Source organism: Flavobacteriales bacterium (genome assembly GCA_016124845.1).
GTDB lineage: Bacteria > Bacteroidota > Bacteroidia > UBA10329 > UBA10329 > UBA10329.
This window is the reverse complement of the sequence record WGMW01000055.1, coordinates 33872-54980: the sequence shown is the minus strand read 5'-3', so window position 1 is coordinate 54980 and position 21109 is coordinate 33872. Positions and strand designations below refer to the sequence as shown.

The 21109-nt window shown below is 48.9% G+C and carries 20 protein-coding genes; 14 read left to right on the top strand and 6 right to left on the bottom strand.

Annotated elements, in window-relative coordinates:
- Positions 1-4 precede the first annotated feature (4 nt).
- The 12 genes from GC178_17595 to GC178_17540 all read left to right on the top strand — a co-directional run bounded on the left by GC178_17595 (position 5) and on the right by GC178_17540 (position 12275).
- Entirely contained in the window at positions 5-586 is a 582-nt protein-coding gene (locus GC178_17595; protein ID MBI1289384.1) for a hypothetical protein, read from the top strand.
- Positions 579-2069 (top strand): glycerol kinase GlpK, encoded by a 1491-nt coding sequence (glpK, locus tag GC178_17590; GenBank protein ID MBI1289383.1) that lies wholly within the window; start codon positions 579-581, stop codon positions 2067-2069. The genes GC178_17595 and glpK overlap by 8 nt, the downstream gene beginning before the upstream one ends.
- A gap of 76 nt (positions 2070-2145) precedes the next feature.
- A complete protein-coding gene (locus GC178_17585; GenBank protein MBI1289382.1) occupies positions 2146-3288 on the top strand; it encodes an AAA family ATPase in 1143 nt (380 codons plus the stop codon).
- On the top strand, positions 3285-5099 hold the full coding sequence (locus GC178_17580; GenBank protein ID MBI1289381.1) for a hypothetical protein: 1815 nt from the start codon (positions 3285-3287) through the stop codon (positions 5097-5099). Before GC178_17585 ends, GC178_17580 begins: the two co-directional genes overlap by 4 nt.
- Before the next feature lie 169 nt (positions 5100-5268).
- Entirely contained in the window at positions 5269-5628 is a 360-nt protein-coding gene (locus tag GC178_17575) for a hypothetical protein (protein MBI1289380.1), read from the top strand.
- Entirely contained in the window at positions 5622-6338 is a 717-nt protein-coding gene (locus GC178_17570; GenBank protein MBI1289379.1) for a DUF547 domain-containing protein, read from the top strand. Before GC178_17575 ends, GC178_17570 begins: the two co-directional genes overlap by 7 nt.
- Before the next feature lie 209 nt (positions 6339-6547).
- Entirely contained in the window at positions 6548-7102 is a 555-nt protein-coding gene (locus GC178_17565) for a redoxin domain-containing protein (protein MBI1289378.1), read from the top strand.
- On the top strand, positions 7099-8478 hold the full coding sequence (locus tag GC178_17560; protein ID MBI1289377.1) for a hypothetical protein: 1380 nt from the start codon (positions 7099-7101) through the stop codon (positions 8476-8478). The genes GC178_17565 and GC178_17560 overlap by 4 nt, the downstream gene beginning before the upstream one ends.
- Positions 8479-8548: 70 nt before the next feature.
- Entirely contained in the window at positions 8549-10165 is a 1617-nt protein-coding gene (locus GC178_17555; GenBank protein ID MBI1289376.1) for an FAD-dependent oxidoreductase, read from the top strand.
- A gap of 178 nt (positions 10166-10343) precedes the next feature.
- Entirely contained in the window at positions 10344-10838 is a 495-nt protein-coding gene (locus GC178_17550; protein MBI1289375.1) for a histidine phosphatase family protein, read from the top strand.
- Positions 10839-10894: 56 nt separating this feature from the next.
- Entirely contained in the window at positions 10895-11797 is a 903-nt protein-coding gene (locus GC178_17545; protein ID MBI1289374.1) for an exopolyphosphatase, read from the top strand.
- The gene (locus GC178_17540; GenBank protein MBI1289373.1) at positions 11781-12275 is read left to right on the top strand and encodes a redoxin domain-containing protein; all 495 of its coding nucleotides are present in this window, start codon (positions 11781-11783) and stop codon (positions 12273-12275) included. Before GC178_17545 ends, GC178_17540 begins: the two co-directional genes overlap by 17 nt.
- Before the next feature lie 27 nt (positions 12276-12302).
- Here the strand turns inward: GC178_17540 and GC178_17535 are convergent, their stop codons facing one another.
- Positions 12303-12902, bottom strand: a complete 600-nt coding sequence (locus GC178_17535) for a redoxin domain-containing protein (protein MBI1289372.1) — start codon at positions 12900-12902, stop codon at positions 12303-12305.
- Positions 12903-13007: 105 nt separating this feature from the next.
- Here GC178_17535 and GC178_17530 point away from each other — a divergent pair, with 105 nt between their 5' ends.
- Positions 13008-15749, top strand: coding sequence for a PAS domain-containing protein (locus GC178_17530; GenBank protein ID MBI1289371.1), 2742 nt, complete (start codon positions 13008-13010; stop codon positions 15747-15749).
- On the opposite strand, the gene GC178_17525 is transcribed toward GC178_17530, so the two are convergent.
- Positions 15737-16621 carry an aldose 1-epimerase family protein gene (locus tag GC178_17525; protein MBI1289370.1) on the bottom strand — a complete coding sequence of 295 codons (885 nt, stop codon included), beginning with the start codon at positions 16619-16621 and terminating at the stop codon, positions 15737-15739. The genes GC178_17530 and GC178_17525 overlap by 13 nt on opposite strands.
- 111 nt (positions 16622-16732) lie before the next feature.
- Between GC178_17525 and GC178_17520 the strand changes: the two genes are divergently transcribed.
- Positions 16733-17125, top strand: a complete 393-nt coding sequence (locus GC178_17520) for a hypothetical protein (protein ID MBI1289369.1) — start codon at positions 16733-16735, stop codon at positions 17123-17125.
- Positions 17126-17207: 82 nt separating this feature from the next.
- Here the strand turns inward: GC178_17520 and azu are convergent, their stop codons facing one another.
- From azu to GC178_17500, 4 genes are all read right to left on the bottom strand, one after another.
- Positions 17208-17720, bottom strand: coding sequence for an azurin (azu, locus tag GC178_17515; protein ID MBI1289368.1), 513 nt, complete (start codon positions 17718-17720; stop codon positions 17208-17210).
- 109 nt (positions 17721-17829) lie between these two features.
- A complete protein-coding gene (locus GC178_17510) occupies positions 17830-18300 on the bottom strand; it encodes a hypothetical protein (GenBank protein ID MBI1289367.1) in 471 nt (156 codons plus the stop codon).
- A 36-nt stretch (positions 18301-18336) separates the two neighbouring features.
- Positions 18337-19752, bottom strand: a complete 1416-nt coding sequence (locus GC178_17505; protein MBI1289366.1) for a transporter — start codon at positions 19750-19752, stop codon at positions 18337-18339.
- Positions 19749-21104 carry an HlyD family efflux transporter periplasmic adaptor subunit gene (locus GC178_17500; GenBank protein MBI1289365.1) on the bottom strand — a complete coding sequence of 452 codons (1356 nt, stop codon included), beginning with the start codon at positions 21102-21104 and terminating at the stop codon, positions 19749-19751. The genes GC178_17505 and GC178_17500 overlap by 4 nt, the downstream gene beginning before the upstream one ends.
- Positions 21105-21109 lie beyond the last annotated feature (5 nt).

The window sequence follows — 21109 nt, the reverse complement described above, 5'->3', positions numbered from 1 at the left end:
GCCAATGGCAATACCTGCTGGCACAATTGTTCGGGAACATATCTATTATTCATACGCCAATCTGGCCATGGCTCATACGGCAGTTGATAAGAAACAGGTCAAATACGGAAGGTTCAATTACATGGTCAGAGCCAAGCTGTTCAAAGGTCTGAAAGAGGGAACGATGAATATGAGGACGATTTTTGACGATGAGAAAATCAAGCTTCAAACAGGACAAATCTGTAATTACTGTGGCTCTACTGAGAAACTGGCGTTAGACCACGTTTTCCCGCAAAAATTAGGAGGAAAGGACAATGCAGAGAACCTAATCTATGCATGCCGTTCGTGCAATAGTTCGAAAGGAAAAAAGGACCTCATGGAATGGATGGAGTTTCGTGGGCAATTTCTACCTCTGATGGTAATTAGACGCTATCTGAAATTGACGTATAATTACTGCAATGAAAACGGACTCCTTGACCGAACAGTAGAGGAATTGACAAGCATGGAACTGCCTTTTAAAATCAATCTGCTACCGACCAATTACCCAAATCCCGACCAACTGACCTTGAATATTGAACCACAAACTTTGAACTCAATTCATGGCTAAATATGTTCTTGCCTTAGATCAAGGCACCACCAGCTCACGAGCAATCCTATTCGATAAAAAAGGTGCAATTGCGGGCGTTTCGCAGAAAGAATTCACGCAATATTTCCCGAAAGGCGGTTGGGTGGAACACGACCCAATGGAAATCTGGAGCAGCCAATTGGAGGTTGCGCAGGATGTACTTAAAAAGAACGCTGTTTCAGCGAAGGACATCGCGGCTATCGGCATTACCAACCAGCGCGAAACAACCGTTGTTTGGGACCGAAAAACAGGAAAACCGATCTACAACGCCATCGTTTGGCAAGACCGAAGAACGGCTTCCATCTGCGATAAACTCAAAGCCGATGGTTTGGAAAAAGACATCCGAAACCGAACAGGTTTGGTGGTCGATGCTTATTTCTCAGGCACCAAAGTGAAATGGATTCTTGATAATGTGAAAGGTGCGCGAAAGCAGGCTGAAAAAGGCGAGTTGGCTTTTGGAACCGTTGATTCTTGGCTCATTTGGAACCTGACCAAAGGCCAAACGCACGTCACCGATTATTCGAATGCCTCAAGAACATTGATCTACAACATCAACGAACTGAAATGGGACAAGAAACTGCTGAAAGCGATTGATGTTCCTGAATCGGTTCTTCCAGAAGTGAAAGACAGCAGTTCGGTTTACGGTAAAACCGATAAATCACTTTTCGGTGGCGAGATTGCCATTGCAGGTATTGCTGGTGACCAGCAATCTGCGCTGTTCGGTCAGGCGTGTTTTGAGCCTGGGATGGCCAAGAACACCTACGGAACGGGCTGCTTCATGCTGATGAACACAGGCGAAAACCCCGTCAAATCCAAGCAAGGTCTTTTAACCACTATTGCTTGGGGATTGGACGGAAAAGTGGAATATGCACTTGAAGGTTCGGTGTTCATTGCAGGTGCGGCCATCCAATGGCTTCGCGATGGCTTGAAGATGATCGATGAGTCGCCCGACTCTGAGTATTACGCCATGAAAGTAAATGACACCGATGGTGTGTATGTGGTTCCTGCATTTGCAGGATTGGGCGCGCCTTATTGGGACATGTACGCCCGTGGTGCCATGTTCGGCCTCACTCGTGGAACAACCAAACAGCACATTATCCGAGCAACGCTTGAATCGTTGGCCTATCAGACAAAAGACGTTTTGGATGCGATGCAAAAAGATTCGAAGATCACGCTGAACGCTCTTCGTGTGGATGGCGGTGCATGCGCCAACGACCTGCTCATGCAGTTCCAATCAGATATCCTTCAAACGGAAGTGCAGCGTCCGCATGTAATAGAGACGACCGCTCTTGGTGCGGCTTACTTAGCTGGAATTGCGGTTGGCTTCTATCAAAAAGATCAGATTTCGAAGAACTGGGCCATCGACCGAACGTTCAAACCAAACATGTCATCAGCTGAAAGCAAGAAGCTGTACAAAGGCTGGCAAAAGGCGGTGGAGCGCACGATGGATTGGGAAAAGGAATAATCTCCTATTCACCGAATATCCGTATTTATGGTGAGTTCATTCACCAAATAACCGTATTTTTGGTGAATAGAAGAAGATGAACCGTATTGAACGTATCATATTCCCGCAGTTGGAAAAGCGGGTATTTTCGGGCAAGGCAATCGTACTTACCGGGCCTCGCCAGACGGGAAAAACCACATTGCTCAAAAAACTGGCATCCTCTCTCGGAGAGTACCTCTACCTTGATGGGGACGACCCAAGAACGCGCGAACAGCTTACCGATGTGGGTTATGAGCAACTGCGCAGCGTCATCGGTGAACACAAAGTGGTTTTTATTGATGAAGCCCAACGGATCATCAATGGTGGACTGACCATGAAGATGATCACCGACAGGTTTCCACAAGTTCAATTATTGGTCAGTGGCTCATCTGCTTTGGAAATGGGCGACTCCGTCAATGAACCGCTCACAGGTCGTAAATGGGAATTCAACCTTTATCCGATAACCTGGGAAGAATGGCAGCATCACAATGATTTTCTCACGGTGCAGGCACAATTGGAGCAGCGATTGGTCTACGGTATGTACCCGGATGTGTTGAACAATATCGGAGATGAAAGACCGGTCTTGCAGGAGTTAAGCTCAAGTTACCTGTACAAGGATCTTCTTGCCTTGGCCGGCATCAGGAAACCCGATGTACTACAGAAACTTGTTCAGGCATTGGCACTGCAATGCGGTTCTGAGGTCAGTTACAATGAACTTGCACAACTTCTCAACATCGACAAGAACACGGTTTCTTCTTACATCGACCTGCTGGAAAAGGCGTTTGTCGTGTTCACACTTCCGGCATACAGTCGAAATCTTAGAACCGAGATCAAACAAGGTCGGAAGGTCTATTTTTACGACAATGGCATCCGAAATGCGGTGATCGATAATTTCAATCCAATTCAACTCCGACAGGACGTTGGTGCGCTTTGGGAGAATTTTCTGATCAGCGAACGCATCAAATACCTGCAGACACACCGTGTTTTGGGTAAAAGCTATTTTTGGCGAACGACCCATCAACAGGAGGTTGATTATTTGGAGGAACGGAATGGGCAACTTACCGCTTTTGAGTTCAAGTGGAATCCGAAGAAGAAACCGCGAATCCCCCCTAAATTCAAAGAGAATTACAAGACCGGGGGGTCTGTTGTAAACCGCGACAATTTCACCGATTTCCTCATCCCATCAGCACCGCTCGTATGACCATCCTCGGCATCTCGGCATTTTACCACGACTCCGCTGCGGCCATTATCATTGATGGAAAGATCATCGCGGCAGCGCAGGAAGAGCGTTTCACGCGGAAAAAGCAAGATGCTTCATTCCCCGTAAATGCGGTTCGTTTCTGCTTGGAATTTGCCAATCTGAAGTTGGAGGATGTCGATGCCATTGCATTCTACGACAAGCCCCTTCTGAAATTCGAACGCTTACTTGAAACGTATTACGCATTTGCGCCCAGCGGATTCATATCATTCCATAAAGCCGTACCTGTTTGGCTTCGCGAAAAGCTGTTTCACAAGCGTGAGATTCGTAACGGACTGAAGGAGATTTCTGATTCGAAAGAGGCGAAAAAGATTCCGATCCGTTTTCCTGACCATCACCTTTCTCATGCTGCTTCGGCCTTTTATCCTTCTCCGTTTGAAGAGGCCGCAATCCTCACCATCGATGGCGTGGGCGAATGGAGCACCGCCAGCATCGGCAAAGGTTCGGGCAAGGACATTGAAATGTTCGCCACCATGAATTTCCCGCATTCGGTGGGTCTCCTCTACTCCGCTTTCACGTACTACCTCGGTTTCGAGGTGAACAAGGGCGAATACAAACTGATGGGTTTGGCGCCTTACGGAAATCCCGATGGCGAACGAACCTCGAAGTACAGGCAACTAATAACCAATAACCTGGTAACCGTCTACGATGACGGTTCCATCTGGCTCAATCAAGACTACTTCAACTACGCCACGGGCCTTCGCATGGCCAAGGACGACAAGTGGCAGAAATTGTTCGGCCTGAAAAAGCGTGAGGCGAAAGACGAAATGCTGAGCGAGCATTGCGATATGGCTTTGGCCATTCAGCAAGTGACCGAAGACATTTTCTTCAAAATGGCCGCCACCGCCAAGGAGAATACGGGTTGCAAGAACATCTGCTTGGCGGGCGGTGTGGCATTGAACAGCGTTGCCAACGGAAAACTCATTGACAGCGGCATGTTCGATGAAGTTTTCATTCAGCCAGCGGCTGGAGATGCGGGTGGAGCCGTTGGTGCAGCATTGGCCGTTTACCACATTTTCGAAGGGAATGAACGAACCGTTGTTCGGCCTGATGCGATGTCAGGTTCATTGCTTGGCAGTGAATATTCGGATACGGAGATTGAAGCTGCGTTGAAAGCAAAAGGCATCAACTATTCGAAAGTTGAAAGCGAACAAGAATTGACGGACAAGGTCAGTGACCTGATCATTTCAGCACATGTCATCGGTTGGTTCCAAGGGCGAATGGAGTTCGGTCCAAGAGCATTGGGTTGTAGAAGCATCATTGCCGATGCGCGCAATCCCGAAATGCAGAAAAAGGTGAACCTCAAGATCAAGTTCCGCGAAAGTTTCCGCCCGTTTGCGCCCATTCTGCTCGAGGAAGATTTGCAACGCTATTTCGATGTGAAACTGCCTTCACCCTACATGCTACAAGTGCACCAATGGAAGAGCGAATGGCACAATCCCCTGCCCGCGAATTACAGCTCATTGCCGTGGAAAGAGAAGCTGGAAACCGTGCGTTCTGAGTTTGCTTCCGTAGCGCATGTGGACATGTCGGGACGTATTCAGACCGTGAGCAAAGAAAGTAACCCGAAAATGCACCTGCTCCTTTCTAAAATGAAGGAAAAAACAGGTCACGGACTGACCATCAACACCAGTTTCAACGTGAACAACGAACCCATTGTCTGCTCGCCCGAAGATGCCATCAACGGTTTTCTGAACACCGAAATGGATGTGCTGGCCATCGGCTCGTTCATTGCCATGAAAAAGGATAATTAACTTCGTGAGAAATATTTGAAATGGAAGCGTTTTCTGACCTCATAAAATTCCTGATGGAGCGCAAAAAGTGGTGGCTCACACCGATTGTACTCGTGTTGCTTCTGCTCGGAATTCTAATCGTGATGGGTGGCGGAACAGCCGTTGCTCCGTTCGTTTACACGCTTTTCTGATGCAAAAGGTTTACAAGAACATTCTTGTAATGATCGCGGGCTTCTGCGGTCTGCATATGCTTTTCAAGGAAAAGACAATTGCCTTTCTCATCCTTGCGCTTGTTGTCCTGATTCTGTCTGCTCTAAGCGAAAAGGCGGCCGTCATCATAGACAAGGCTTGGCTTTGGATCGGAGAAAAGATCGGTAAGGTGAATGCGGCCATCCTGCTTTTCATTGTCTATTATTTGGTGCTAACGCCAATTGCTTTCTTCTCGCGAATGGGCAAAAAAGACCCGCTTCAGCTACACGCTCCCGAAAAGAGCAATTTCATCTTCAGGCAGCATCGCTACACAGCCAAAGACCTCGAAAACCCATGGTGATCTGGCACGGATTTCGTCCTTCGCTTCGCATGAAAACTCTTTTCCCCTTTTTCCTTCTTCTTTTTTCTTTTTTCTCTGTTCATGCGCAGGAGTTCAATTCGTTTTTCAGCGAAAATGTGAAGGATGGTCTCGTAGATTATTCGGGTATCAAGAAAAATCCTACCGAGCTGAATACCCTGCTGAAGGCAATTGCCAATGCGGCCGCAAAAAAAGGTGATGACCAAAAAGCCTTTCTCATCAACGCGTACAACACATTCGTCATCAAGGGAATTGTGGACCATTACCCCGTGGAAGGCCCGCTGAAAGTGGATGGTTTCTTCGACAAGCAGACCTTCAACCTGAGAGGGAAACAAGTGACGCTCAACCAGCTTGAAAAGGAAATGCTGATGAAGCAGTTTCCCGACCCACGCTTGCATTTCGTATTGGTCTGTGCCGCCAAAGGTTGTCCAAAACTGGCCTCGTTCGCTTACAACGGAAAGGAACTCGAAACGCAATTGGAAAGTCAGACACGAGCCATCATCAACGACCCTGATTTCATCCACTTGAGCGGGTCGAATGCACAGGTTTCACAGATATTCGATTGGTACGCGGCCGATTTCGGAGGCAAAGACCATGTGATCCCGTTCATTCAGAAATATCTGCTCAAGAAAATCAAACTCAATCCTAAATATTCGTTCTATGAATACGATTGGAGTTTGAATGAACTGTAATCCACTTGCAGAGCGTCACCCTGAATTTATTTCAGGGTCTAACCCAAAAACTATGAAAATAGATGCTGAAACGAGTTCAGCATGACAGCCGCCATTGATGTTTGTCACAATCCAAACTCGTTACGAGCACGGCAAACCCTTACACGGTTTCAAGCCCTACCGTCCATTCGTTGACTGGATTTTTCGCCCGATCTTTTGACCTTTGACCCATGCGGTCGCTTATTTTCATTTCGGCTCTCTTTATTGCTGGATGCGCCAGCAAGCCTGATATTCAGACCATTCCACTGACAGATGTCGCGAATGCTGAGGCACACATCAACCCCAGAGAGAATGCGCTTTCTGTCATCTATTTCCTTTCGCCTGAATGTCCACTATGCATCAATTACACGCTGGCGATGCGGAATTTGGAGCAGGATTTCGCATCTGACAGCATCGTTTTTTATGGCATCTATTCAAAGGAATGGTTTACGCCTGCCGAGGTCGATTCCTTTGCATTGAAATATGACCTCGGCTTCAAAATGCTTTTTGATGACGGCAACCGATTGGCGCATGCACTCAACGCAACCGTTACTCCAGAAGTGGTGGTTTTGAACCGCGATGGAGACAAGATCTATAGCGGCAAAATTGACAACTGGGTGAACGACCTTGGTAAGAAGAAACTGGAGGTTACCGACCATTATCTCGAAAATGCGCTGGTTGCTTGGCGTGATGGAGAACCCATTGAACCGAAACGAACTGAACCCAAAGGTTGTCTCATCGAATGAAAAATTACGGTTGGCTGTTTCTCTTCATTCTGTCTGTGTCCTGCAGTCAACTCAAAAAACAGCATTTCGACCTTCCCGAAAAGGTCACGTTCAACCAGCATGTGGCCCCGATCATTTACGAGAACTGTACGCCCTGCCATCGGCCGAATGGAGGCGCTCCATTTCAAATGATCACGTATCGAGATGTGGCCAAACGCGCCAAGATGATCCGTGATGTGACCTCCGACCGTTACATGCCACCTTGGCCTGCCGACCCGCACTATTCTTCTTTTGTGGGTGAGCGTTTCCTCACAGAAAAGCAGATCGCCATGCTTGCAAAATGGGTGGAAGACGGCCGTGAAGCGGGCGAAGGAACTGCTCCTGCACCACCACATTTTCCTGAAGGTTCCATGTTCGGTGAACCCGATCTGGTGGTGCAATTGAAGGATTCGGTAGTCATTGAAGGCAACAACCTCGACAAGTTCATGGTGATGACATTGCCGTTTGAACTGCCGAAGGACACATTCATCCGTTTAATCGAGTTTGTGCCTGGCAATCGCGACCTCGTGCATCACATGAACGGCCACTTGCTCACTTACGATTTCAACAAGAAGAAAGACGTTTTTGAAGGCCCACACGTGGTAACTGATGTGGACGGAAACAGCATGGAATCGTACCGCGCACTGGCCATAGCCAACGATGACGGCACGTTTCCAACTCTCACGCCTTCGGTGAGCAATTACCTGCCAGGCGTACTGCCCGCCATTTATCCCGAGGGCATCGGTTCATATCAGGTAACCCGAAAATCGGCTTTCCTCGTCAAGAACATGCATTATGGCCCCAGCCCTATCGATGCGTACGATCATTCGTATTTCAACGTGTTCTTTGCCGATGGCCCGCCCAAACGCCCGATACACGAATGGATCCTTGGCACATTCGGAATTTCGGAGGTTGTTCCGCCTTTGGTGGTGCCACCCAACGAGATAATGAAAGCGGAAACAAACTTCACAGTTCCCCAGGATATTTCGTTGCTCACCATCAACCCGCACATGCATCTCATCGGGCACAGTTTCAAAGCGTGGGCAACCACGCCAAGTGGGGAGGAGATCCCGCTCATTTCCATTCCGAAATGGGATTTCAGATGGCAGTATTTCTACACGTTCCATCACATGCTGAAAATCCCGAAAGGCTCGGTGATCCATGCCGAAGGCATTTACGACAACACGCTCGACAACCCGAACAATCCTTATGACCCACCACGAACGGTGGTGGAACCCGTTGACCGCGACATGAAGACCACGGATGAGATGTTCCAGTTCATTATCACATGGTTGCCCTACCAGAGCGATGACGAGAACATCAGTTTAGAACCTGATTCAAGCGTTTTCAAACATTAACCTAAGAATGTCTGTTTGAACTCAGACCGAAGCACACGAACCTTTAACTTCGCGGGCTGAAAATCTCCTGATGTTTTCTGCCAACGACCGCTCATCCATCATTGAAAAACTCAAAAACGAGACCTTCGATCTGTTGGTCATCGGTGGTGGAATTACGGGTGTTGGCATTGCGCTCGATGCCGCTGGCAGAGGATTGAAAGTGGCGTTGGTAGAGAAGCAGGATTTTGCAGCGGGAACAAGCAGCCGCAGCACCAAACTGATCCATGGTGGTCTGCGTTACCTGAAGCAACTGGAATTCGGATTGGTGCGCGAAGTGGGACAGGAACGGAAAACCGTCTACCACAATGCGCCTCATTTGGTCATTCCAGAGAAGATGCTGCTGCCGATAACCAAAGATGGTTCGTTCGGGAAAACCTCCGCTTCGTTTGGGATTTACACCTACGATTGGCTTGCGGGCGTAAAACGCAGCGAGCGCAGGAACGTTCTTGACCGCAAGCAGACCTTGAACAGAGAACCTCTTCTGAAGAAAGAGGGATTAGAAGCTGGAATCGTTTACTGGGAATACCGAAGCGATGATGCGCGGTTGGTAATTGAGGTGGCCAAAACCGCTACGGAAGATGGCGCGCTGCTTCTCAATTACTGCGAATTCAAAGACTTCATCTACCAGAACGATCACATTGCGGGTGGCGAAATGACCGACCTGAGATCGGGAAAATCGTTCCGCATAAAAGCAAAACGAACCATTAACGCGGCTGGGCCGTGGGTAGATAATGTGCGGTCGCACGATGAGGAAGTGCAGGGCAAGCGGCTGCATCTGACCAAAGGTGTTCACTTGGTTTTCGACCATGAGCGGTTTCCGCTGCGGCAGGCTGTTTATTTTGATGTGCCTGACGGCCGAATGATCTTCGCCATTCCGCGCGACAATGCCACCTATGTCGGTACAACCGACACCAACTATTCAGACAAGATCGAGCGACCACACGTAACGCAAGAAGACGTGGATTACATCCTGAAAGCAACAAACAATGCGTTCGACATTGAACCTTTGACCGAAGCGGACATTCAGTCCACGTGGGCAGGTTTGCGCCCATTGATACATGAGGATGGAAAATCGCCTTCTGAACTTTCGCGCAAGGACGAAATTTTCATTTCCAAGCATGGGTTGATCAGTATTGCAGGTGGAAAGTTGACGGGTTACCGTAAAATGGCCGAACGCACGGTTGATCTTGCGCTGCGCCAATTGGAAGCGGAGCAAAAACAACCGTTCATTCTTTCACGCTCTTCGAGCAGGAAATTATCTGGTGGAACCTTCCACAGCCTCAAGGCTTTCATCTCTGAAGTGGGCGAAACCGAACTGACATCGGTTGAACTGGCAAGCCTTTTCCACAAGTACGGAAGCAATGCGTTGGAGATCATTTCCAACATCGATTGGAAAAATAAGGACAGAACCCTCGCCATTCTCTTGGCCGAACTGAAGTACAGCGTGGAAAACGAAATGATCACCGAACTCTCTGATTTCCTCATTCGAAGAACAGGACGTCTCTACTTCGAAAAACCTGTGGCCGACAAATATGCTGAGCAGCTTAACGAAGAACTTGCCCAGTTGCTGAAGCTGAGCGATGAGCAGAAAAAGGCTTCGCTGAACACCTATCGCTGCGAAAGCAAGGATGTGCTGAATTTTGTTTGACCGTTATGACCTCCCCCGACCCCTCCTTACCAGGAGGGGAGTTTGGGGCGACTGACCCTTACAGCCTAAGGGCGAGTGCTTTGCAGGATGGGTGATGTGCGTTCAATAAGAACGCTTCGTTAAGGAATCATTATTTCGCTCTGCGTTTTCCGTCATTGTGCCTAATTTCGATTCTGCAATGAAAACGCTGATCATTGTTCGTCATGGAAAGTCGAGTTGGGCCTACCCCGATCTCGAAGATTTTTACCGTCCACTGAAACCACGCGGCATCAACGATGCGTTCGCCATTGGCGAGGAACTGCTCGAGAAAGATGTGTTTCCAGATCTGATCCTTTCAAGTCCCGCCATTCGTGCCATGAACACGGCCATCATCATTGCCCGTAAACTGGATTTTCCCCTTCAGCGCATTCGCGCGAATGAAGGAATTTACGAAGCCTCCACGTACGAACTGCTGAAACTCATTTCAAACGTGGAAGACAACATCGAAACGTTGATGATCTTCGGTCACAATCCATCTTTCACCTCGCTCATCAACCAATTGCAGGAAGAATCGCTTTACAACCTGCCAACCTGCGGAGTGTTCGCCATCGAACTGCCGATAAACAGTTGGGCGGAAGTGACCAAAGCCAAGGGAAAGAAGCTGTTTTCGCTTTTCCCAAAAGAGGTCGCGTAAACCGTTCGTCCTGTTTAGATCACGTACTTTCGGGCTTCACTTTGAAGGAGCTTGAAATGAATGGGAGCGTGCTGAAATTCGGGGCAATTGACATCGGTTCTAACGCAGTTAGACTGCTGATAACCAATGTGTTTGAAAGTGCGGACGGCCCTGTTTTCAAAAAAGCCTCATTGGTACGTGTTCCCATCCGTTTGGGTGAAGATGTTTTTGTTCACGGACACGTTGGAGCCAAAAAGGCGGAAAAGCTGGTTGATACGATGAGAGCATTCCGTCTGCTACTGGGTGTGCATGACGTTGTTTCGTTCCGCGCTTGCGCCACCTCCGCCATGCGAAATGCGACCAACGGAGAAGAACTGGTAGAACGAATCTCAGAGCACGCAAAACTCGATATTGAGGTCATCCAAGGAAAAAAGGAAGCAGACATCATTTTCTCGAACCATTTTGAGGAAAAGCTGTTCCATGATCGCAGCTACCTCTACATTGACGTGGGCGGTGGTAGTACAGAACTCACTGTTTTCAGCGAGAGCAAACCTGTGGCCAGCCGCTCATTCCGTATCGGTACGTTGCGTTTGCTGAACAATAAGGTTGAACCACAATACTGGGACAAGCTTTTGAACTGGGTGGAAGAAAATACGGCAGGTTTAGAGAAATTGGACGCGATCGGCTCGGGCGGCAACATCAACAAACTGTATAAAATGGCCGAGATTCCAGGACGAATGCCGCTCCAATGCAGCAAGTTGAAGGAACTGCACGTCATGCTGCGCGGAATGACCTACGAAGAACGAATTTCGAAACTCGGACTGAACCCAGACCGAGCGGATGTAATTGTTCCAGCGTGCGAAATTTTCCGTGCCATTTTGAAGCGTGCCAAGATCAAGGACATCATTGTTCCCGAGTTCGGGCTTTCGGATGGAATTACGCGTTTACTGTACGAAGATTACCATGCAAAAGCTGTTTAAACCGTTTGCTGCAACGCTTCTGCTATTTGCCTTCGCCTCTTTTGGAAAGGCGCAAACGGTTCCCGTGATCGGTTTGGACCAATTGGAAACGCGTTTGGCAAATGGTGGCGATACCACCTACGTGGTGAATTTCTGGGCCACGTGGTGCGGTCCGTGTGTGAAGGAACTCCCGTTCTTCGAAAACCTCCATCTCAACGCGGTTGGAACCGACCGAAAAGTGCTGCTTGTAACGCTCGATTTCGTTTCGCAGCTTGAGTCGAAAGTGATTCCATTTTTGAAAGAAAAACAACTGAAAAGCGAGGTGTTGCTGATGGATGAGGCCAAACCGAACCAATGGATCCCACGCGTGAGTGAAGAATGGAGCGGTGCGCTTCCTGCCACGCTTTTCGTCAACACACAAAAAAAGACCCGCCATTTTTATGAAGGGTCTTTCAAAGAAGGTGAGCTTGAACAAAAGCTCAAAGAACTGGGTCTGTAGACGCGATGAATCGCGTCTCTGCGGTCATCAGGATGCGCGTTTAATGCTGCAACCCAACGCTTTGGTTTCCGCAGGATTCACCGTTTTTCCAGTTGCCACTGCTTCGATGGCCTTTTTCAAATAGGGTTCTTCCACGGCCGTTTTGTCCTTCGAATTATCATCGATGGCGCCTTTGTAAACCAGTTCCATGTTTCCATTGAAAAGAAAAACATCGGGTGTTTTGGTGGCTCCGAAGGCATCCGCCAATACATTCTTCTCATCCACCAGATAGGCAAACGATTCATACCCTTCCGCTTTTGCGTGTTCTTTCATTTTGGCCATGCTATCATCGCCTGCGCGTTTGGCTTCATTGGAGTTGATGAGAACAAAACCAATGTTGTTCTTGGCGCAAAGCTCGTTGAGTTCGTTGTAACGGTCTTCCCAGGCCATCACCCACGGGCAGGTGTTGCAGCTGAAGATCACGCACAGTCCCTTTTCCTTTTTCAGGTCCTTCAGGGAAACCGACTTCCCGTCAATTCCCATCATTTTCATCTCCATTTTCGGGGCCTTGTCTCCGACATTAATTTGTTCGATCTCAAAGAAGCTGGTACAAAAGACCGTGAGAAGTGTAAGAGCAACTGTTTTCATGTTTTCGCGATATTAGAATGCTTTAACAAATGTATCTGAAAGTGCTGTTTCGGTGAAACTCTGAACAACACTATGAAGTAAAGGTTCATAAACCTAAAAGAAACGGTGGAGCCCATTCGAATCATCATCGTTGAGGATTTTCATGCCGAGACCGAAGCGGTTGTCCGCGAATTGGAAGAGGCGGACATGAACTTCGTGACCGAAGTCGTAACGACCAAAAAAGACTTTAAGAAGGCACTCGGTTCATTCAATCCAGATGTTATACTGAGTTCGTACAGCTTGGCAGAAACCAATGCCATCAAGTTGCTGGGAACGACCAGGAAAAGTGGCGTCATGGCGCCTTTCATTCTGCTGGCATTCGACCTTTCGGAAGATATTGCCATCGATCTGCTTGGAGCGGGTGTAGAGGATTACGTGCTGCGCTCCACGCTGAAGCGCCTTCCTGTGGCCATCAAAAAAGCGCTTCAGCGTTATAAGACACAGCTTGAACTCCTGATGAGCGAGGTGAAACTCCGATCGAGTGAAACCTCGTTGCGCGAAGCGCAGAAGATCGCCAAAGTGGGCAGTTGGGAGTGGAACCTTTCTACAAATCAGGTCATCTGCTCTGATGAGATGTTCCGTATCTATGACTGCGATCCAGATTCATTCACGCTGGAAGATGCCCGCAATTTCATCCACCCGAAAGACCGAGAGCGCGTTGCAGAATTGATGGAAGAGGCTTTGCCCAGCGGAGTGTTGCCCGTGCTGGAATACACCATTGTAACTGCCGATGGACAGACCAAGGAGGTGCGAGCCATTGCCGAGGCCATCAAAAATCCGAAAGGTGAAGTGGTTAAACTTTTCGGCACGTTGCAAGACATCACCGAAAGGAAGAAAATTGAGCAGAAACTCTTCTGGAAACAGGGATTGTTGGAACTGGGAGAGGAAATTTCGGACAGCGGAAGTTTCGAACTCGACCTTACCAATCGGAAGACCAAGTGGTCTCCGAACTTTTATCGCATCACGGGCATTAAACCCGACACCGTCATCAGGCGCGCATTCTTTGTCTCGTGCGTGCATCCTGATGACCGCGAAGAATATGAACGCATTCTTGAGGAAAGCATTCGAACCAATACAGGAAAACCGCACGTTTATCGGTTCATAAGACCTGACAATGGACAGGTAATTCATCTGCAATCCAATGGCCGAAGAGTAAATACCGAAGACAATACCGTAAGGTGGATCGGCAGCGTACAGGATATTTCAGAACGTGTTCGAACGCAACATGAACTTGAGCGAAGCAAGGCTTCGTTGATGGAGGCTCAGAAAATTGCCAAGGTGGGAAGTTGGGAATGGGAAGCAGGGTCTGAAGAGGTCTGGTGGTCAGAAGAGATGTTCCACATCTATGAGACCGATAAGAAAAACATCACTATTGAGGATGTAAGATCATTCATTCACCCCGAAGACAGAGCACGTGTTGATGCAATTACTGCCAACGATCTGAACGCTATGTTCACTTCCGTGATCGAATACCGTCTTCTTCTGGCCTCGGGCCAAGTGAAACACGTGGTTTCGAGTGCGAAGCAGATAAAGGATGCGACAGGAAAAGTGACCCGATTGATCGGAACGTTGCAGGACGTGACCGATTCGGTGCAAGCGACCAAGGAACGGGAAGCGTATCGAATTCAACGCGAGTTGACGCTGCATGCTGCCCAGATAGGTGTGTGGCATTGGGAGCTGGACAGATCAGAACTGTTCTGGGACGACCGCTGTTATGACATTTACGGGATTGAAAAACGTCCGATCAGCACACAGGAATTCGTTGGGTTTATCCATGAAGATGACCGCGATGCCATGCAACGTTGCATCACAGAATCATTCATTTCGGGTGATTATAAGGCTGAGTACAGAATTCGCGTTGCCGATGGTGTCAAGTTTCTTATGTCGCGAGGCAAGGTCACCTTCGGTAGCAACGGACAACCTACGCGTATGGACGGCATTATCCTCGACATGACCGAACGCCACGAGATGGAAACCGCCTTGCGCGAAAGCGAACGCCTTTTCCGAGACATGGCAGAGAACATTACGGAGGTTTTCTGGCTTACCGACTGGAAACTCAACGAAGTGCTTTACATCAGCCCGCAGTACGAAACGCTTTACGGGCTTTCGGTTGAATCACTTTACGAAGACCCTACTTCGTGGTCCAAGGCCATCCACCCGGACGACCTTGATCGGGCGACCGTTCAGTTCAGAGAACTGGCCATTACGGGAAAGTATGACGAGGAATATCGGCTTGTAATGAAGGATGGAACCATAAAGTGGGTGCGAGACAGGGCATTTCCGGTCTATGGCCCAGACGGATCCGTTTCGCGGGTAGCAGGAATCACGGAAGACATCACCAAACAGAAACTGGATAAAGAACGAATTGAGACACTTTCGCTTGTGGCATCAGAGACCATCAATGGAGTTCTGATCCATGAACCGGACGGTAAGATCATCTGGGCGAACAAAGGGTTTACCAATATCACCGGTTTCAGTTCAGAGGAGGTCATTGGTAAAGAACCGTGGTCTATTGTCGGTGGGCCGGAAACCAACCAGAAATTGGTGGAAATGACCTACGCAAAGATCATGGCAGGGAAACCGTTCACATCGGTCAACAGTCTGCGGCATAAAGAAGGTCATTCGGTTTGGGTCAACGTCAGTTACGCTCCTATTTTGGATGATTATGGCAACGTGATAAAGATCGTGAGCATCGGCACCGACATTACCAAACAGAAAGAGGTGGAACAGCTTCAGCGCGACATGCTACAGAAACTGGAAAAAGCCAACAGGGAACTGAAAGAACGCGCTGGCGATCAACCTTCCTGAATCAACAATATGGTGAATGTCGCATTGAACGTTTCTCCACTTTTCAGCACAACAAGACTGTCCTTTTGGAAAAAATCTGCGGGTTGGTCGGCCATGTCTGCACAACCGATCCACGGCTCAATGCAAACATAATTGGCCCCGGGAACAGACCAAATTCCCAAATGCGGAAATCCTTCATAATCCACTTGAAGTCGTTTCCCTCCTTTTTTGTGTTGAATCCACACCCTCTTTGAAGGAATGTGTCTGAACACAAGCGCATCTTCATTGAAAAGCTCGTAAAAGAGTCCGAAGCTATTCTCGTTGTCCAAAAACTTGCGCTTCTCCCCACTGTAAAGTCCCTTTTCGGTGAGCAGATGACGCTCCAGCGTTTGCGGTGCATCGAAACGAATTTCGTAGTCGTCATATTTCTCCCCGTTTCTGAAAGGAACTGCAAATGCGGGATGCCCGCCTACTTGGAAGCCGATGTCATTTCCGTCCGAATTCTCCACCTCGAATGATTGGACCAAACGGGCGCCATCAAGTTCATATCCAACACGGAAAATGAACTCGAAAGGGTAGTGCTTTCTGGTGTCTTCATTGCTTCTCAGCTCGAAAACCGCTTTGGACTCCGTCTGTTCCACCACTTCAAATTCCGAGAAACGGGCAAAGCCGTGCCTCCCCATCGGATAATCGGTTCCAGCAACGTTTATTTTTCCATCCTTCGACTCTCCAACTGTCGGAAACAGAATGGGTGCATGGCGCGGCCAGAACGCTGGCGAAGCATTCCACATGTGTTCTATCCGATCCCTTTTGTCGAAAAGGCTACACAATTCTGCGCCCAGAACGTTGATGTTAACATTCAGGAAATCATTTTCTAATGTTAAGTTTTGCATGTTTTTGAACTTGGATGAAACATTTTTGAACCCGTTCCGTTGATTCTAATGTTACGCGAATGTTAACTAAATGATTTTTGCGTAACTTTGGATTAACAAAAGGGTTGAGTCATGAAAGCATTGATGTTGAGTATGGTCGTTTTGGTTGGGTCAACTTGTTTCGCACAAAATAAGGCGAAGACCACATACGATGATGGCGCTGTAAAAAGCGAATATGTTAAGAAAAAGGACGGTCTGGTAGCCGTTACCAACTACTATGAGAACGGAGCGGTAAAGGAAACCGGGTTCTTCAAGGATGGAGTTCCTACTGGAAAATGGCAAACATTCGATAAAGGCGGTTCGAAAACTGCAGAGTTGACCTATGTTGACGGTCAGCGTGACGGAGAGTTCCGCGTTTGGGATGAGTTTGATAACGCTTACATTGAAATGCGCTACGACCACGGAAAAGTGGTTTCTGCAAATCGTTACCTCAAACAGACCGAGTTTGCTGTAAAAGACAAGTAAGACGTATTTGAAAAACGAGATACAGAAAGCCCCGCCAAAATTGGCGGGGCTTTCGCGTTAATACTGTATGGGTAATTGCCACTTATTCCACGATAAGTTTTCCGTGCATTGTGCCATAATGCCCTGGAAAGCTACAGATGTAATCGTACGTTCCTTTGGCAGGTGCATCAAACGTGATCGTGGTCTCTTCTCCTCCTCCAAGTAATTTGGTGTGGGTGATGATCGCATCACTTTCAGGAATGTAATCCTTATCGATACCCGCTTCGATCGCCTTGGTTGCAAAAGCAGGAATATCTGTTCCAGGCTTGAGTAACACGAAATTATGCCCCATGGCTTCTTTTGCCATTTTTCCTGTGTGAGCCAAGGTCAAGGTAACCGTACTGTTTGCTGGCACCTTCAGTTCCAATTTATCATACTGCATCTGATCGTTGCCCTCAAGGTGCAAGATCACCTCCTGCTTGTCCTCGTTAGTGGATCCGGTCGGTTCATCGGCCACCGCTTCATGCTTCGGTGCTTCCTCAGATTGTGAGGTTCCAGGAGCGGGTTTTTGTTCGTTTCCACCACAACCAATGGCAAACAATGCCACGGATGTGATCATGATCCACGTGTATTTCATTTCGTTAGCTGTTTGGTTTGAAACATCAAAGTTGAGGTAACCATCTGAGAATAACCATGAGCTTGGTCATTAATGCCTCGTCAACCGCTCATTCGAAAAAATCATTCGGGTCGAAAGGAATATCATCGTCTGGGTCTTTATCGTGCGGGCCAACTCCGGGCGGGTTGAAAAGCCCCCAACGGTCAATGATGTAGTTCCATTTGTCGAAACTCTCGACCCAATCGATAAAGAGCAGTCGGTATTCCTCCACCGCTTCACGGATCAACGGATAATATTCTGGGTGCTTAAACCCGAACATGTCCAAGGCGTGGGTGTTCACCACCAATTCGCGGGCTGATTTTCGGATGATGGCCGCATTCTCCATGCGCAGATCGTACAGGTCGCCTCCTTCCGCTCCCGCCACTTTCACGGCAAGGTTGTGGGCATCCACAAGCATATCGCCACACACCCGTTGGAGGTCCTCATTGTCCTCATCGGCCAATTCAATGATCTTCCGTACAAGGTCTCCGATCTCCTTGCCCTTCTGATAGATGGGCAACTTTTCAATCTCATCTCTCATAAGAACAAAGGAACAGAAACCTCGGGTTCTGCGAACTTAGGATTCGCCAAGATGAAGAATGCCCAGCGCGTAATGTGCCGAAAGTTCGGCCTTTCGGTTCTTGGCAAGCAGCTCCAAATATTTGATCTGCGCATTGATGTAACCCAGTTCGCGCGAGTTGACCATGAAAACGGAACTTTCTCCTGCGGTGAATTTCTCCCGTTCCCCTTCCAGCAACCCCAGATAATCTGCTACCGTCCGCTGGTAAAGCGCGGTCTGTTCGCGCGTGGTGTTCCACTCATTTACAGCCGCTGTGATCTTGTAGCCGATCTCGGCCTGCGTTCCTACCACGTCCAGTTCGGCATGCTGAATCTTGAGTTTTGTCAGTTGCAGCGCGCCACGTTCTTTACGCAACGGAATGGGCATGCTGAAATTCAAGCCCCATTGATAGTTGTTGATGGACAGATCTGCAAACGGAGCATTTCCGACCACCTGACTCAGTGCGTTGTATTTGAGGTCAAGCTGCGGTTTGAGACTTTCCACTTTCAGGCGTTTCTCGATCTTCAGCCGATCGATCTTAAAGCGATACTGTTGCAGGTACGGATGGTAGGCCACCAGGCTGTCCATGCGGTCGAGCAGCAAGCCTTGCGTGGTGCTGATCTGCACGGTTGTGCGATCAACAGGCACGGTTGTCTCCTCCAGTTCCAGCGGTATCTGGCCGTTCTGCCAGAGAAAAATATCCAGCATGGCCGATGCGTTCTGGAAATCCAATTTGGCCTGCTGCAGCGCCAACTGTCGGTTCTGCAGTTGTATTCCAGCCTCAAGCGTATCGATGTACGGCTTATCGCCCGAAATGGCCTGCTGTTTCACCGCATCAAAACGGAAATGGGCCAACTGTAGAGCTTCCTCGTATACCTTCATCACCTGATGCTTCTCAAACCAGTCCCAATAGGCCTTGCCCGCCTCGTACAGCAGTTCATTCATCATCAGTCGCTGTTCCACCAGCGTGCTTTTCTGGTAAACCTGCGCTCTGCGGAGTTCCGCTCTCCTCTCATCGATAAAAAGCCCTCGCCCAACGGGCAATGAAAGCCCCGCATAAACGAGTCCGCCCGCATTCGTGTAATTCTCGGGGTTGAGATACACGCCCCCGTTCTGCTGGTAGCCCGCGTACGCTTCTATTCCGAACCAGGTCGGCACCTTCAGCCCTGCATCCAGAAGGCTGTAATACTGCGTTCCGTTAAAGTACTTCTGACTGAGGTCGGTGCCGATCTTCGGGTCGAACCCGCCTCGCGCCATCTGCACAGTTGCATCTCCCTTTTTGCGAATAAGCTGCGATTGGACCGCCATGGGATGATGCTGTTTGACGATAGCATTGAAATCCTCGAAACTGAGCACATTGCCCTGCTCAGGCTGCGCCTGTGCCAACCCGATAATGGCGCATGCCAATAGATATGTGAACAGCACCCTTTTCATTTTTCGGCCTTCTCTTCGATAAAATCGGTTCCGTGCTTGTAATAATCTGGCGGAAACCCGTTGATCTGCCGCCACAGCTCGTACCAGATGGGAACATCTTTCAACAAAAGCATGCTGTTTGCGCCTGCGCCCACACGCAGTGCCTCTGGCCACGCATGGTCTTCTGGATCTGGCGCCACCAGCACACGATATTTCCCATTATCGCTAATGAAATTATCGATGGCAAACACCTTTCCGCCATAGGTTCCGTAACTGGTATTGGGCCACCCGGAAAAAACGATGGAAGGCCAACCATCGAACTGAATTCTGACGGGAGCGCCTTTCTCCAACAGCGGCAGATCGATGGGTTTGATGTACATGGCCACGGCCAGATCGTACACGGCAGGCATGATGCTTACAATGGCGGTTCCTTCTTTGATGGTTTCTCCGATGCCCGAGCGTATGGCCTTGGTGATGTACCCATCCTGCGGAGCAGTAATGAAATAGAGTCCTGCGCGCACCGAATAGTTCATGTACTGGTTCTGAAGTTTTGTGACGGTGGCCTCTGCATCGTACATGTTGCTCATGGCGGAGTATTTGTCCGATTCCGCCTTGGCGATCTCATCACGGTACTTGGCCTGCACGGCCACCAGTTCCACCTCCGCGTTTATCAGTTCGTTTCTGCTTGTGAGCAATTTGTTCTCTCCCGAAATCATCTCGGCCTTGGCCTTTTGCATGGAGTTGCGCTTGTTCTCCAGATCGGTGAGCGATTTCAGCCCCTGATCGTAAAGACCCTGAAATCGCTCGAACTGCGTTTTGGCAATTTCGTAATTGACCTTGTACGCCTGAAAATCCATACTATCGGCCACCACTTTAAGCTCTGCCTGCCTGTATTTGTTCTTCGTTTGCTGTAATTTGAGCTCGGCCGTCTGTGCCAACGCATCGATCTGCGTGTCCAGCGCACGCACCTTTTCCATGTACGAATCCACCGACATTTCCTTTGCTTTCAGCTGTTCCTGTGTTCGGCTCAATAGCTGCGGATCGAAATAGTCGTCCTTCACTTCGGATATGTACAGAATGGTGTCGCCTTTGTGCACCAGGTCGCCTTCTCGCACAAACCACTTCTCAATACGGCCAGCAATGACGGAATGGATGGTCTGCGGACGCTGATCGGGGAGTAATGTGGTCACATTTCCCGTGGCCCGTATGTTCTGCGTCCACGGAACGAACATGAACACCAGCGCCAATCCGAAAAAGATGGCCAGCGACCTGCGCAGCACCTTGCTTGAGGTCAAGCTGTCGGTCTTGCGCAAAGAGGCATAGTTCGAACGGTCGAAATACCTGTCTATCGATGTGTTTGATATGTCGAGCATGCCTG